The organism is Oceanomicrobium pacificus, from assembly GCF_009833495.1.
Classification (GTDB): domain Bacteria; phylum Pseudomonadota; class Alphaproteobacteria; order Rhodobacterales; family Rhodobacteraceae; genus Oceanomicrobium; species Oceanomicrobium pacificus.
In genome coordinates this window covers 429707-442923 of record NZ_WUWG01000001.1, presented here as the reverse complement: position 1 = coordinate 442923, position 13217 = coordinate 429707, and the positions used below count along the sequence as shown (strand labels likewise).

The 13217-nt window shown below is 65.8% G+C and carries 12 protein-coding genes; 8 read left to right on the top strand and 4 right to left on the bottom strand.

Features of this window, described 5'->3' with window-relative positions; translation table 11 throughout:
- Positions 1-45: 45 nt before the first annotated feature.
- The 3 genes from hisC to GSH16_RS02285 are packed head-to-tail and all read left to right on the top strand — an operon-like array spanning position 46 to position 2796.
- Positions 46-1161: a histidinol-phosphate transaminase gene (gene hisC / locus GSH16_RS02295; protein WP_160851455.1), complete on the top strand. Its 1116-nt coding sequence runs from the start codon at positions 46-48 to the stop codon at positions 1159-1161.
- Positions 1158-2135: a prephenate/arogenate dehydrogenase family protein gene (locus tag GSH16_RS02290; protein ID WP_160851453.1), complete on the top strand. Its 978-nt coding sequence runs from the start codon at positions 1158-1160 to the stop codon at positions 2133-2135. The genes hisC and GSH16_RS02290 overlap by 4 nt, the downstream gene beginning before the upstream one ends.
- 52 nt (positions 2136-2187) lie before the next feature.
- Positions 2188-2796, top strand: coding sequence for an extensin-like domain-containing protein (locus GSH16_RS02285; RefSeq protein ID WP_235912980.1), 609 nt, complete (start codon positions 2188-2190; stop codon positions 2794-2796).
- A 21-nt stretch (positions 2797-2817) separates the two neighbouring features.
- Here the strand turns inward: GSH16_RS02285 and GSH16_RS02280 are convergent, their stop codons facing one another.
- Positions 2818-3831, bottom strand: coding sequence for a DUF2125 domain-containing protein (locus GSH16_RS02280; protein WP_160851449.1), 1014 nt, complete (start codon positions 3829-3831; stop codon positions 2818-2820).
- A gap of 67 nt (positions 3832-3898) precedes the next feature.
- Here GSH16_RS02280 and GSH16_RS02275 point away from each other — a divergent pair, with 67 nt between their 5' ends.
- Positions 3899-4435 carry a gamma-glutamylcyclotransferase gene (locus GSH16_RS02275; RefSeq protein ID WP_160851447.1) on the top strand — a complete coding sequence of 179 codons (537 nt, stop codon included), beginning with the start codon at positions 3899-3901 and terminating at the stop codon, positions 4433-4435.
- Between the two features lie 23 nt (positions 4436-4458).
- Here GSH16_RS02275 and GSH16_RS02270 read toward each other — a convergent pair whose 3' ends face one another.
- Together GSH16_RS02270 and GSH16_RS02265 are read right to left on the bottom strand one after the other, a co-directional pair.
- Positions 4459-4932 (bottom strand): NfeD family protein, encoded by a 474-nt coding sequence (locus GSH16_RS02270; protein ID WP_160851445.1) that lies wholly within the window; start codon positions 4930-4932, stop codon positions 4459-4461.
- 4 nt (positions 4933-4936) lie between these two features.
- Positions 4937-5860, bottom strand: a complete 924-nt coding sequence (locus tag GSH16_RS02265; RefSeq protein WP_160851444.1) for an SPFH domain-containing protein — start codon at positions 5858-5860, stop codon at positions 4937-4939.
- 205 nt (positions 5861-6065) lie between these two features.
- Between GSH16_RS02265 and GSH16_RS02260 the strand changes: the two genes are divergently transcribed.
- From GSH16_RS02260 to GSH16_RS02245, 4 genes are read left to right on the top strand one after another with little or no spacing between them, the layout of a single operon-like run.
- Positions 6066-7376 carry a biopolymer transporter ExbB gene (locus GSH16_RS02260; RefSeq protein WP_160851442.1) on the top strand — a complete coding sequence of 437 codons (1311 nt, stop codon included), beginning with the start codon at positions 6066-6068 and terminating at the stop codon, positions 7374-7376.
- A 3-nt stretch (positions 7377-7379) separates the two neighbouring features.
- Positions 7380-9107 carry a peptidoglycan -binding protein gene (locus GSH16_RS02255; protein ID WP_160851440.1) on the top strand — a complete coding sequence of 576 codons (1728 nt, stop codon included), beginning with the start codon at positions 7380-7382 and terminating at the stop codon, positions 9105-9107.
- Between the two features lie 45 nt (positions 9108-9152).
- Positions 9153-9650, top strand: a complete 498-nt coding sequence (locus GSH16_RS02250) for a GNAT family N-acetyltransferase (RefSeq protein ID WP_160851438.1) — start codon at positions 9153-9155, stop codon at positions 9648-9650.
- Positions 9647-10657, top strand: coding sequence for an NAD(P)-dependent alcohol dehydrogenase (locus tag GSH16_RS02245; RefSeq protein WP_160851437.1), 1011 nt, complete (start codon positions 9647-9649; stop codon positions 10655-10657). Before GSH16_RS02250 ends, GSH16_RS02245 begins: the two co-directional genes overlap by 4 nt.
- Positions 10658-10733: 76 nt before the next feature.
- On the opposite strand, the gene clpA is transcribed toward GSH16_RS02245, so the two are convergent.
- On the bottom strand, positions 10734-13052 hold the full coding sequence (clpA, locus tag GSH16_RS02240) for an ATP-dependent Clp protease ATP-binding subunit ClpA (protein WP_160851435.1): 2319 nt from the start codon (positions 13050-13052) through the stop codon (positions 10734-10736).
- Between the last annotated feature and the right edge of the window lie 165 nt (positions 13053-13217).

Here is a 13217-nt window from a genome sequence, read left to right as displayed (position 1 = left end):
GCGGCTTGGCTAAAACCGCGGCAACACCCTCTGAGGCAGAGTAAAATGGGCACGCCGCATCGGACCATCCGGCCGCAACCGGGCATTCTGGATATCGAGCTCTATGTGAGCGGCGAATCCAAACTTGCTGGCGCGCAGAACAGCGTCACCAAACTCAGTTCCAACGAAAATCCATACGGCCCCAGCCCGGCGGCCAAAGCGGCCGTGATCGCGGCGGCGGAGTCGCTGGAGCTTTATCCCGACAGCGGCCATGCGGCACTGCGCGGCGCGATTGCCGAGGTCCACGGGCTCGATCCCGCGCGGGTCATCTGCGGCGCCGGATCGGACGAGATCATCGCCTTCCTCTGTCAGGTCTATGCCGGTCCGGGCGACGAGGTCGTCCATACCGAGCACGGGTTCGCCATGTATCCGATCTCGGCCCGTGCGGCCGGTGCAACGCCGGTCGAAGCGCCGGAGCGCGTGCGGGTCACGGATGTCGATGCGATCCTGTCTGTCTGTACGGACCGCACGCGGCTCGTCTTCATTGCCAACCCCAACAATCCGACCGGCACGATGATCGGGCCGGAGGAGGTCGCGCGGCTGGCCGAGGGCCTGCCGGAGGCAGCACTTCTGGTGCTTGACGGGGCCTATGCGGAATATGTGCGTGACCCGGACTTCGATGCCGGTCGCGCGCTGGTGGAGGCGCGGGACAATGTCGTGATGACACGCACCTTCTCCAAGGTGCACGGGCTGGGCGGTTTGCGCGTCGGCTGGGGTTACGGTCCGGCCCATGTGATCGAGGCGCTCAACCGCGTGCGCGGGCCGTTCAACGTCTCCGCTGCCGGGCTGGCTGCGGGCGAGGCTGCGATCCGCGACCGCGACCATGTCGCGCGCTCGGTGGCGCTGAATGCGCAATGGCGCGACTGGCTGGCGGCAGAACTGGACGCGCTCGGCATTCCGTCCGACCGGTCGGAGGCGAATTTCATTCTGGCCCGGTTCGACAGTCCCGACCAGGCCGGCGCTTGCGATATGGCGCTCCGCGAAGGGGGCGTGCTCGTCCGGCGCGTCACCGGCTACAAGCTGCCTGCCGCCCTGCGCATCACCATTGGCGACGAACTGGCCTGCCGCCGCGTCGTCAGCATCATTGCCGATTTCCTCGGCCGGTCGGAGCCTGCCGCATGAGCCGCCCCCCTTACGATCACGTTGCCTTCATCGGGCTCGGGCTCATCGCCTCCTCCATGTGCCACGCGATCCGCGCCGCCGGGTGGGACTGCACGATCACCGGCACGGCCCGCAGTGCCGAAACCCGCGACATCGCGCGCGAGATCGGGCTCTGCGACCGGGTGACCGACAGCGCCGCCGAAGCGGTAGAGGGCGCCGACCTCGTGGTGCTCTGCGTGCCCGTGGGCGCAATGGGCGGCGTGATGGAGGAGATCGCCCCGCATCTGAAACCCGGCGCCACGGTCAGCGATGTCGGGTCGGTCAAGGGCGCGGTGATCGAGGCCGTGACGCCGCATCTGCCCGACGGGGTCTGGTTCATTCCCGCCCATCCGCTGGCCGGCACCGAACATTCCGGTCCACGCTCGGGGTTCGCAACGCTCTTCCAGAACCGCTGGTGCCTGATGACCCCGATCGAGGGCACGCCCGAGGCAGAGGTCGCGCGTCTCGACCGGTTCTGGACCGGCATCGGCGCCAATGTCGACATGATGGATGCCGATCACCACGATCTGGTGCTCGCCGTCACCAGCCACGCACCGCACCTGATCGCCTACACGATGGTGGGTGTGGCCGATGACTTGCGCCGCGTGACCGCATCCGAGGTGATCAACTATTCCGCTGCGGGCTTTCGCGATTTCACGCGCATCGCGGCCTCCGACCCGACCATGTGGCGGGATGTGTTCCTCAACAACAAGGCGGCGACGCTGGAAATCCTCGGCCGGTTCACCGAGGAATTGTTCGCGCTGCAACGGGCCATCCGGACCGGCGATGGCGACCATCTTTTCGATTATTTCACCCGCACACGCGACATTCGCCGCGGGATCATCGATGCGGGGCAGGATACGGATGCCCCGGATTTCGGACGTGTCGGCCCCGACACGTCCAAAGCCGCCCCGGCGGCAGACACGCCGCCGGCGAAACGATCGCAGGGCGGCTGAACATCTGACGCGGCCGGCGCCAGTCCGGCCCGCAGGACGGAGGAGAGTGACGATGAAGACGGCTTTAGTTTGGCCCCTGCTCGCTGTGCTGGCGCTGGCCGCCTGCGGTGAGGATGACGATTATGCCAGTCGTGATTCGAACGGCCCGATCTGCGGCAACAAGCAGATCCGAGGTGTGAAGGTCGACCCGATCGGCACTGGCGGCGGCTGCGGCATCGCCAATCCGGTCAAGGTCAGTTCGGTGTCCGGCGTGATGCTGCAAATGCAGCCGGTCCTCAATTGCGAGGCCGCGACCGCGCTCAACACCTATGTGCGGGAGGGCGCCAAACCGGCGATCGGCAAGACCGGCGGCGGGCTGCAGAGCATCGATATCGTGGCCCACTATGCCTGCCGGCGGCGCAACAACCTGCCACAGGGCAAACTGTCGGAACATGCGCGTGGCAATGCGGTCGACATTGCCGGCTTCAACCTGCGCAACGGCGAGACGCTGACCGTGCTGGGCGACTGGGCTTCGGGCAAACATGCCAAGACGGTTCAGGCGCTGCACAAAACCGCCTGCGGGCCGTTCGGGACGGTGCTCGGGCCGCGATCGGACCGGTTCCATCGCGACCATTTCCACTTTGACGTGGCGGATTATCGCAGCGGCCCCTACTGCCGCTGACGGATGGAGACCGGGGGCAGCCTAGCGCTGCTGGATGAGGCGCGGCGCCGGGCCGATCGGTACCGGCCCGAGCCGCATCAGCCCGTTCTCGAAGACAAGCGGTGCGTCGAGCGTGTCGGGCCGCCCCGACAGGCGCGCCACGAGCCCCAGTCCGGTTTCGAGCGTCCCCGCAGTGCCGCCGGGGATGGCGCCTGCATCGACCATCAGTTCCAGCATCTGCTTCCACTGTTTCGCCCGCACCGAGAGCGATCCGGTCGGCACGCCGGCGGCATCGAAGGTCAGGCTGCCCTTGGCTTCCAGTTCCAGCTCGCCCCAGATGATCGAGAATTCGTTCACGTCGAGTGCGGTCAGTCCGGGTGCCACGGTTTCTACCGCCTTGCGGTCCCACGGGCCGGTGAAACCGGCTGTGACGAACAGCTTGGCTGATGACAGGGTATCGGGCAGGCGGCCCTTCCGGTCGATGATCTCCATGATCCGCGACGGGAAGCGCAGGTCTGCCGCGTCGAACCCGATATCATGGGCAAAGTCGGTCTCGTAGCGGTCGGGATTGCGTCCGGTGGCGAGTTTGGCGGTGGCAAAACCGGCCGCCCAGCCGTCCGGTGCGGCAATGTCGACCTTGTCCATCTCGATGTTCATCCGCTCCAGCGCCAGACCGGTATCGGGCGTGAAGATCACCGAGCCGCGCATCAGGTCCGAGCGGATATCGACCGGCCCTTCGGGCACCGTGACGCGCTGCTCGTTCGGCCAGACGGCGATCACATGGGTGGGTTTGTAGGCCAGCGACAGGATCTGGAAGAAGGGCGCTTCCCAGAGCCAGCCCTGCGCCGGATCGCCGAGTTTCAGGCCGGTCACGGTTGTGTCGAACCGGTTGGGATAGCCGTTCACGTCGAGATCCTCGCGCTCGGCCACCCAACCGCGCGCGGCCTGTGCGTCGAGCCAGCCGTCGAGCGCGCGCTGATGTGCGGTCGAGCCGATCAGCCACCAGGTGCTCCAGCCGAGCGCCGCCACAAGAACCGCGATGATGAGTGCGCGCATTTTGATCTCCCGCTTGCCTGCCCGACGGACTATATCAGGTGTTCTTCGATAACCATCGGGTGACGGTATGGATGGATTCTGGGTGTTTGGCTACGGCTCTTTGATCTGGCGGCCGGGCTTTGCCTATGCGGAGCGGGAAATCGCACTTCTCACCGGATATCATCGGTCCTTCTGCATGCGCTCGATCCATTATCGCGGCACCGCAGAGGCGCCGGGCCTCGTGCTGGCGCTCGACCCCGAAGCGGGGGCCACCTGTCAGGGTGTCGCCTACCGTGTGGCCGAGCCCGAGGCCGAAGCCGCGCTGGCCTACCTGCGGGCGCGGGAACTTGTCTCCGACGCCTATCGGGAGACGCGGGCGGCCGTGACGCTTGCATCAGGCGCGGAGGTGGAAGCGGTCTGCTACGTGATGGACACGGCGCATGACCAGTATGCCGGCCGTCTGCCGCTCGAGGATCAGGCGGAGATCATCTGTCGCGCGCATGGCTCGGCGGGGCCGAACCATGAATATCTGTCCAACACGGTGGCTTCGCTGGAAGGACTGGGAATCTCCGACCCCGACCTGCACCGCCTGCGGGATCTGGTGGAGGCGCGGCGCGGCGGCTGACCGCCGCGGCGCCACAGGATCTGTCAGGCGGGCAGGGCGCTGACGGTAAGGGTCATGCCGCTTGCTGCTGTGACCTGAACCGTCTCTCCGGGCTGGCTGCCGCCCGCATCATCCCAGACCGCGCGCCAGCGGATGCCGTCGATCTCCACGTGGCCTTCCGCGCCGTCACAGGCGATGACCCGCGCCCGACGCCCGACCATCTGGCCGCTGCGCTCGTTGAGCGCGGGGGACTCGCTCCGGCCGGTGCCGAACCGTGCCACCAGGGCGCGGCCAACGAAGGTGAGCGCCAATGCGCTCAGCGCGAAGATCGTCAGCACCATCTCGCCCGACAGGTCCGGCACCAGCGCGACCACGAGCGCGGTCAGAAGGGCAGCGAGCGCCGGCCAGATCAGGAAGAAGGACATGGTCAGCATCTCCACCGCGCCGAGCGCGATGGCGAAGGCGACCCACCACCAGGGCGAGATACTGGCCAGAGCGGAAAAGAAGCCCGGTTCCATCGCCTTACTCCGACTTCAGGCCGGTGGCCTTGGCGATCTCGGCAATGCCGGCGACCGAGCCGATCAGGCTCGCCGCTTCGAGCGGGATCATCACCGTCTTGGCATTGGGCGATGCGGCCACATTCTGCAGTGCCTCGGTATATTTCTGCGCGACGAAATAGTTGATCGCCTGAATGTCGCCCTTGGCGATGGCCTCGGACACCATGCTCGTGGCGCGGGCTTCGGCTTCGGCCGACCGTTCGCGCGCCTCGGCATCGAGGAAGGCCGCCTCGCGCCGGCCCTCGGCCTCGCGGATCTGGCTTTCGCGCTCGCCCTCGGCTTTCAGGATCGCGGACTGTTTCAAGCCTTCGGCGATCAGAACCTCGGCGCGCTTCTCGCGCTCGGCCTTCATCTGGCGGGCCATGGCCTCGTTGATGTCCGCCGGCGGGGCCAGATCCTTGATCTCCACGCGGGTGACTTTCACGCCCCACGGATGGGCCGCTTCATCGATCACGGTCAGCAGTTTGGAGTTGATCACGTCGCGGTTCGACAGGCTCTCGTCGAGGTCCATCGCACCGATCACCGCACGGATGTTGGTCTGCGCGAGGTTCGACAGGGCGCGTTCCAGATTGCGCACCTCATAGGCGGCCTTGCCCGCGTCGATCACCTGATAGAAGGCCACCGCGTCGGCCAGCACCATCGCATTGTCGCGGGTGATGACCTCCTGGCTGTCAATGTCGAGCACGGTCTCCATCATGTTGATCTTGGTGCCGACCTTGTCGATCAGCGGGATCAGGAACCGCAGACCCGGTTTGAGGGTGCGGACAAAGCGGCCAAAGCGTTCGACAGTCCAGTGCTCGCCCTGCGGGACGGACTTGACCATCAGGAAAATCATCAAAATGGCGAAAACAGCTATGGCAATCGCCGGTGCTCCGAATGCGTCAATCATCCCTACAACCCTCTATTTTTGTTCCATTTACTTTGTATACTTGGGTATTCAATGGCGAATATTCAAGATGCTGCCCCCGCCACGGGGCAGCGCGGGCTTCTCAACCGGCCCACCGGCGTTATAAACTTCCCCCAGACACAATGCTGCCAAAAAATCAGGGCAGAAGAGGCAGGACCACCGAGCGGTCCGGACGACAGGCAGGCAGATGAAACTCGACACACACCACGAGCCGCAATTTTCGCAGCCGATCCGCCAGATCGTGATCATGCTCATGATCCTTGGCGCGGTGACCTTCGGAGGGGTGCTGGCCTATCCCAGCATCGCACCGGTGTTCCTTGCCTCGCCCTACCTGAACGGCGTGATCGTCGCGGTGTTCGTGCTCGGCGTGCTGGCCTGTTTCGCGCAGGTGTTCCAGCTCGTCTCGTCGGTCAACTGGATCGAGGGGTTCGCGCTCAACCGACCGGGCCACGAGTTCATCAAGGCGCCGCTTCTGCTGGCCTCGCTGTCCGCGCTCCTGTCGGACCAGAGGGCGCGCAATGCGCTCACCTCCACCTCGACACGCTCGATCCTCGACAGTGTGGCGACGCGGCTCGACGAGGCGCGCGACATCACGCGCTACATCATCAACCTGCTGATCTTCCTCGGCCTGCTCGGCACATTCTACGGCCTCGCCACGACCGTGCCTGCGGTGGTGGACACGATCCGCACGCTCGCCCCGCAGGAGGATGGTAACGCGCTGGGCGGCTTCTCCATGCTCATGAACGGGCTGGAGCAGCAGCTGGGCGGCATGGGCACCGCATTTGCCTCCTCGCTCCTCGGCCTTGCCGGGTCGCTCGTGGTGGGGCTTCTGGAACTGTTCGCCGGCCACGGGCAGAACCGGTTCTACCGCGAGTTGGAGGAATGGCTCTCCTCGATCACGCGGATCAGCTTCTCGTCCGGTGACGGGGATGACAGCGTGTCGAGCGTGGGAGACCTGATCGAACAGTCGGCCTACCAGATCGAGAGCCTGCGCGACTTCATCCAGCGGGCCGAGGAACGGCGCATCCAGACCGACGGCAAGCTCGGGTCGCTGGCAGACGCGGTCAACGCGCTGGCCATGCAGATGCAGTCCGCCCCGCAGAACCAGCCGCAGTCGGGCCAGCCCGTGGACGCACAGCTTGTGTCGCGGCTGGCAGAGTCTCAGGACCGTCTGGCGGCAGGGCAGGAGCGGTTCTCGGTCGCGCTGGAACGGCTGATCGAGGGGCAGAGCCGGATGGTTGCCGGTCAGGACCATGTCACCCATCTAGAGGATCGTGGCGTGCAGGCCATGGAACGCGTGGCGCGGGTGCTGGAAACCCAGGGCGAGGATACGGGCGCGCTCGACAGCGAGATGCGGATGCGCCTGCGCAATATCGACGTGCAGCTTCTGCGTATACTGGAGGAAATGTCCGCCGGACGGCAGGACACGCTGGCGGAGTTGCGTCAGGACATGGCCGCGCTGGTGCAGGCGCTGCGCAGCGGGCAGACGGGGGGCTAGGCCATGGCGCTCAGCCGCCGCGCGGGCAGCAGGTTTACCGCCAATATCTGGCCGGGTTTCGTGGACGCGATGACCGCGCTCCTGCTGGTGCTGATGTTTGTCCTGTCGATCTTCATGATCATCCAGTTCGTGCTGCAGGAAACGATCACCGGCAAGGATGCGGAGATCATCACCAAGGATCAGGAACTCGGCGCCCTGTCGGACCAGCTTGCCGGACTGGCACAGGCGCTCGGACTGGAACAGCAGCGAACCGACCGGCTGGAGACAGAACTCGGCGGCGTGAACGACGCGCTCGCCGCGTCGGAAGCCGAACGTGCGGCGCAGGCGACGCTGATCGCGACACTGACGCGCCAGACCGAGGAGCAGGCCGGACAGATCGCCAGTTTCGAGGATCAGGTGGCGGGGCTGATCGCGCAGAATGCCGATCTCGACGCGCGCAATGCAGGGCTTGTCGCGGATCTCGACGCAACCCGGTCCGATCTGGCCGAGCGGGAGAGCGACTTGTCTGGCGCGGTGGCGCGCATTGCCGATCTCGAAGCGCTCAATGCCCGCGAGATCTCGCAGAAAGAGGCGCTGCAACTGGCGCTGGCGCAGGCGCGCGCGGAAATCGACGAAGGTGTGGAGGCAGCGCGTCTCGCTGCCGCCCGGCGCGAGGCGCTTGAAGCGCTGGTGGCCGATCTGGAATCCGAGGCCGCCGATCTGGAAACGCGGCGCGCGGCGCTCGACGCGGAACTGGACGAGACCAAGGCCGCGCTGACTGACGCGGAAGCGGCCACGTTGGTCGAGGCTGCCGCGGCCGAGGCGCTGCGGGCGCGGCTGGAAAATTCCTCCGCCGAACTGACCGCCATGACCCTGCGGCTGGAAGCCGAGCGCAAGAAGGCCGAGGAAACGCTCGAACTGTTGGCCGCCTCCCGCGCGGCGGAGGCGGATTTGCAGGCCCTGCGTGACCGCGAACTGACTGAAGCGGAGCGGCAGGCGGCGCTTCTGGCCGAAGCGCAGCGTCTGCTGGCCGAGGAACGCGACATTTCAACCGACAGCGCCCGTCAGGTGGAGCTTCTGAACCAGCAATCGGCGGCCCTGCGCACCCAGTTGCAGGAATTGCAGGGATTGCTGGATGCGTCCGAGGCGGCCGAAGCGGCAGCGCAGGTGCAGATCCAGAGCCTCGGCTCGAACCTCAACGCGGCGTTGGCCCGCGTGGCCTCCGAGGAGCGCAAGCGGGCGGAACTGGAAGCACGCGAACGTGCGCGGCTGGAGGAAGAGGCCAAGGACCTGCGCAAGTTCCGCTCCGAGTTTTTTGCCCGCCTGAGCGAAATCCTCGGCACGCGAGAGGGCGTGCAGATCGTCGGCGACCGGTTCGTCTTCTCCTCCGAAGTGCTCTTCGCACCGGGATCGGACGAACTCGGCCTAGCCGGCCGGCGTCAGGTCAGCCAGGTGGCCGGGCTTCTGCGCGATGTGGCGGCCGAGATACCCGACGGGATCAACTGGATCCTGCGGGTCGACGGCCATACCGACAAGACGCCGCTGGGCCGTGGCAGCCCGTTCGAGGACAATTGGGAGCTGAGCCAGGCGCGTGCGCTTTCGGTCGTGCGCTACCTGATCGAGAATGAGGGCATCCCCGCGAACCGGTTGGCGGCGACGGGCTTTGGCGAGTTCCAGCCGATCGACCCGGGCGACAGCCCCGCCGCGCTGGCGCGCAACCGCCGGATCGAATTGAAGTTCACCGAAAAATAGCCGCAACGCCATTCAGGCGCGCGCGGCAGAAGCGGAGGATGGAGGATGCCTGACACTGCGGTTCGCGCGGCGCGCTCAGACGATGTGGCGGCGTTGCAGGCGCTCTTGGAAACGGTCGATCTGTTTCCGCCGGAGATGCTGCCCGACATGATCGCGCCGGCCCTTGCAGGGGCCGATGAAGAGGTCTGGCTCGTGGCCGAAGGCACAGTCAGTCTGACCGGCCTGTGCTTTGCGCGGGCCGAGGAGATGACCGACGGCACATGGAACATGCTGGCGCTGGGCGTTGGCGGGTCCGCGCAGGGGCAGGGCGTCGGCCGCGCACTCGTCGCCGCGATGGAGGCCGAACTGGCCGAACGTGGCGCACGGCTCCTGATCGTCGACACATCTGGCACCGCCGCATTCGATCCGGCCCGGCGGTTCTATGCACAGGCGGGCTATACCGAGGCGGCCCGCATCCGCGATTTCTGGGCCGAAGGGGATGACAAGGTGACGTTCCTCAAGCCGCTTGGTGCGGGCGTGCCCGGTCAGGCGCACAGGCCATGAAGGCCGCCGTCCATGATGCCTATGGCGGGCCGGAGGTGCTGCGGCTCGACGATCTGCCGGTGCCCGAGCCAAAACCGGGCGAGATTCGCATCCGCGTGATGGCCACCACGGTCAACCGCACCGATTGCGGGTTCCGCGCCGCCACGCCTTTCATCACCCGCGCTTTCACCGGGCTGACGCGGCCCAAATTCCGCGTGCTCGGCAACGAGGTGGCGGGAATTGTCGACAAGCTCGGCGACGGCGTGACGGGCTTTCAGGTCGGGCAGGCGGTGGTCGGCATGACGGGTGACCCCGGCGGCGGACAGGCGGAATACCTGTGCATGAAGGCGAAGGGCGCCGTGGGGCCGAAGCCGCGCGGGCTCAGTTTCATCGAAGCGGTGACGCTGCTCGACGGACCGATGCTGGCCCGCGCCTATGTCAGGGCCATCGCGCCCGCGCGCGGTATGGCGGTGCTGGTCAACGGCGCATCTGGGTCGATCGGGCTCAACGCCGTGCAATGGCTGCGCCACCTTGCGCCAAAGGGCGAGGGGATGGTGCTCGACGCCGTCTGCAAGACCGGCACGGTCGACCTGCTGCACGATCTCGGGGCCGAGCGCGTCTATGACTACAAGCGGGAGGATTTCACCGCGACCGATGCCCGTTACGACGTGATTTTCGACGCGGTGGGCCGCAGCCGCTACCGCTATTGCCGACCGCTTTTGAAGGATGGCGGCACCTATATGTCGACCGAATTGGGGCCGGGCTGCGAAAACCCGCTGCTGGCTTTGCGCAGCGCCGCCTTTGGCGGGCGGAAAAAGATCCGCTTCCCGCTGCCGGGAGCGAACCGCAAGGTGCTCGACGAGATCACTGCGCTGGCCGAAGCGGGTGCGCTCCGCCCGATGATCGACCGTGTGCTGCCGCTGGAGGAGATCGTGGCGGCGACCGAATATGTGGAGAGCGAGGAGAAGGTCGGCACGGTGGTCATCCTGCCCAACCCGCTCGACGAGGATGCAGGCCGCGAAGTCTGAAAAGGCGGCAAGCATCCAATGCAAAAGGGCCGGTCGATGTCGACCGGCCCTTTCGCATTCTTCGGTGCAACTGCCCTCAGTCGGCAGCCAGAAGCGGCGGTCGCTTGGTGGAGATGCGTTTCTGGTCCGGCTTCTCGATCCGCAGATCGAGCGCCCCGTCCTTCACGCCCACCTTCACCAGCCCGCCCTTGGCGAGCTTGCCGAAGAGCAGCTCCTCCGCCAGCGGTTTCTTGATGTTCTCCTGGATCACGCGGGCCAGAGGCCGCGCGCCCATCCGCTCGTCATAACCCTTGTCGGCGAGCCATTCGGCGGCAGCACGGGTCAGCTCGATGGACACGTTGCGATCCATCAGCTGGGCTTCGAGCTGGAGCACGAATTTCTCCACCACTTGCAGGATCACCGGTTTCGGCAGCGCGCCGAAGCTGATGATCGCGTCCAGCCGGTTGCGGAACTCGGGCGTGAACAGCCGTTCGATGGCGGCCGTATCCTCACCCTCGCGCCGGTCTTTGCCGAAGCCGATCGCCGCACGGGCCTGTTCGGCCGCGCCCGCGTTGGAGGTCATGATGAGCACCACATTGCGGAAATCCACCGAACGGCCGTTATGGTCGGTCAGCTTGCCGTGATCCATCACCTGCAGAAGGATGTTGAACACGTCCGGATGCGCCTTCTCGATCTCGTCGAGCAGGAGCACGCAATGCGGATGCTGGTCCACACCGTCGGTCAGCATGCCGCCCTGATCGAAGCCGACATAGCCCGGCGGGGCGCCGATCAGCCGCGAAACCGCATGCTTTTCCATATATTCGGACATGTCGAACCGCAGCAGTTCCACGCCGAGCGTGTCGGCAAGCTGGCGGGCGACTTCCGTCTTGCCGACGCCCGTCGGCCCGGCAAACAGATAGTTCCCGATCGGCTTTTCGGGTTCGCGCAGGCCGGCACGGCTCAGCTTGATCGCGGAGGCCAGCGCCTCGATGGCCGCGTCCTGACCGAAAACCACGCGCTTCAGGCTGCGTTCCAGATCCTTCAGCACCTCCGCATCGTCTTTGGAGACGTTCTTGGGCGGGATGCGGGCGATCTTTGCGACCACGGCCTCGATATCCTTGGCGCCGATCGTCTTGCGGCGCTTCTTCTCCGGCAGGAGCATCTGCGCGGCACCGGCCTCGTCGATCACGTCGATCGCCTTGTCGGGCAGCTTGCGGTCGTTGATGTAACGGGCGGACAGGTCCACCGCCGTCTTGATCGCATCCGCCGTGTAGCGGATGTCGTGATGGTCCTCGAAATAGGGTTTCAGCCCCATCAGGATCTTGGTTGCATCGTCGACCGACGGCTCGACAACATCGATTTTCTGGAACCGGCGCGACAGGGCGCGGTCTTTCTCGAAATGCTGGCGATATTCCTTGTATGTGGTCGACCCCATGCAGCGCAGCTTGCCGCCCTGCAAGGCGGGTTTCAGCAGGTTGGACGCATCCATCGCGCCGCCCGAGGTCGCGCCGGCTCCGATGATCGTGTGGATCTCGTCGATGAAGAGCACCGCGTTGGGATGCGCCTCCATCTCGGTCATCACCGCTTTCAGCCGTTCCTCGAAATCGCCGCGGTAGCGGGTTCCGGCCAGGAGCGCGCCCATGTCGAGCGCGAAGATCACCGTTTCGGCCAGCACGGCGGGGGTTTCCTCATCCACGATCTTGCGCGCAAGCCCTTCGGCGATGGCCGTCTTGCCGACACCGGGGTCGCCCACGAGGATCGGGTTGTTCTTGCGGCGGCGGCACAGCACCTGGATGCAGCGCTCCACCTCATGCTCGCGGCCGATCAGCGGGTCGACATTGCCCTGACGGGCCTTGGCGTTGAGGTCGACGCAATATTTTTCCAGCGCCGTTTCCTCACCCTTGGAGGGATTGTCCTCCACCTGTTCGCCGGTCTCCTCGGTGCCCTGCACAGGACGGGATTCGCCGTAGCTCGGGTTCTTCGCAACGCCGTGCGAGATATAGTTCACCGCGTCATAGCGGGTCATGTCCTGCTGCTGCAGAAAGTAGGCGGCATGGCTTTCGCGCTCGGCGAAGATCGCGACGAGCACGTTGGCGCCGGTCACTTCCGTCCGGCCCGAGGACTGGACATGGATCGCGGCGCGCTGGATCACCCGCTGGAAACCGGTTGTCGGCGCGGCTTCGGAGCCTTCGATGTCGGACACGAGAGCGTCCAGTTCGTCATCGATGAAGGTGGTCAGCGACTTTCGCAGCGCGTCGAGATCCACGTTGCAGGCGGTCATGACGCGTGCGGCATCCGGCTCGTCCACCAGTGCGAGGAGCAGATGCTCCAGCGTGGCGAGTTCGTGGCGGCGCGCGTTGGCGAGCCCCAGCGCCGAATGGATTGCCGATTCAAGTGTGCTCGAAAATGAGGGCATCAAATCTGCCTTTCTATCTTTCCGCGCCCGAGGAATGCCGGGCGCCGGAGGGCATTGTAGCCGGTCCTTATAGACTTCGGATTTATCCCGCCCTCTTCAAGAGAGACTATCACGAAAATGACCTTATTGTGTGCAATTCTCGCGCCACTCGTGCATCGGGCGGCG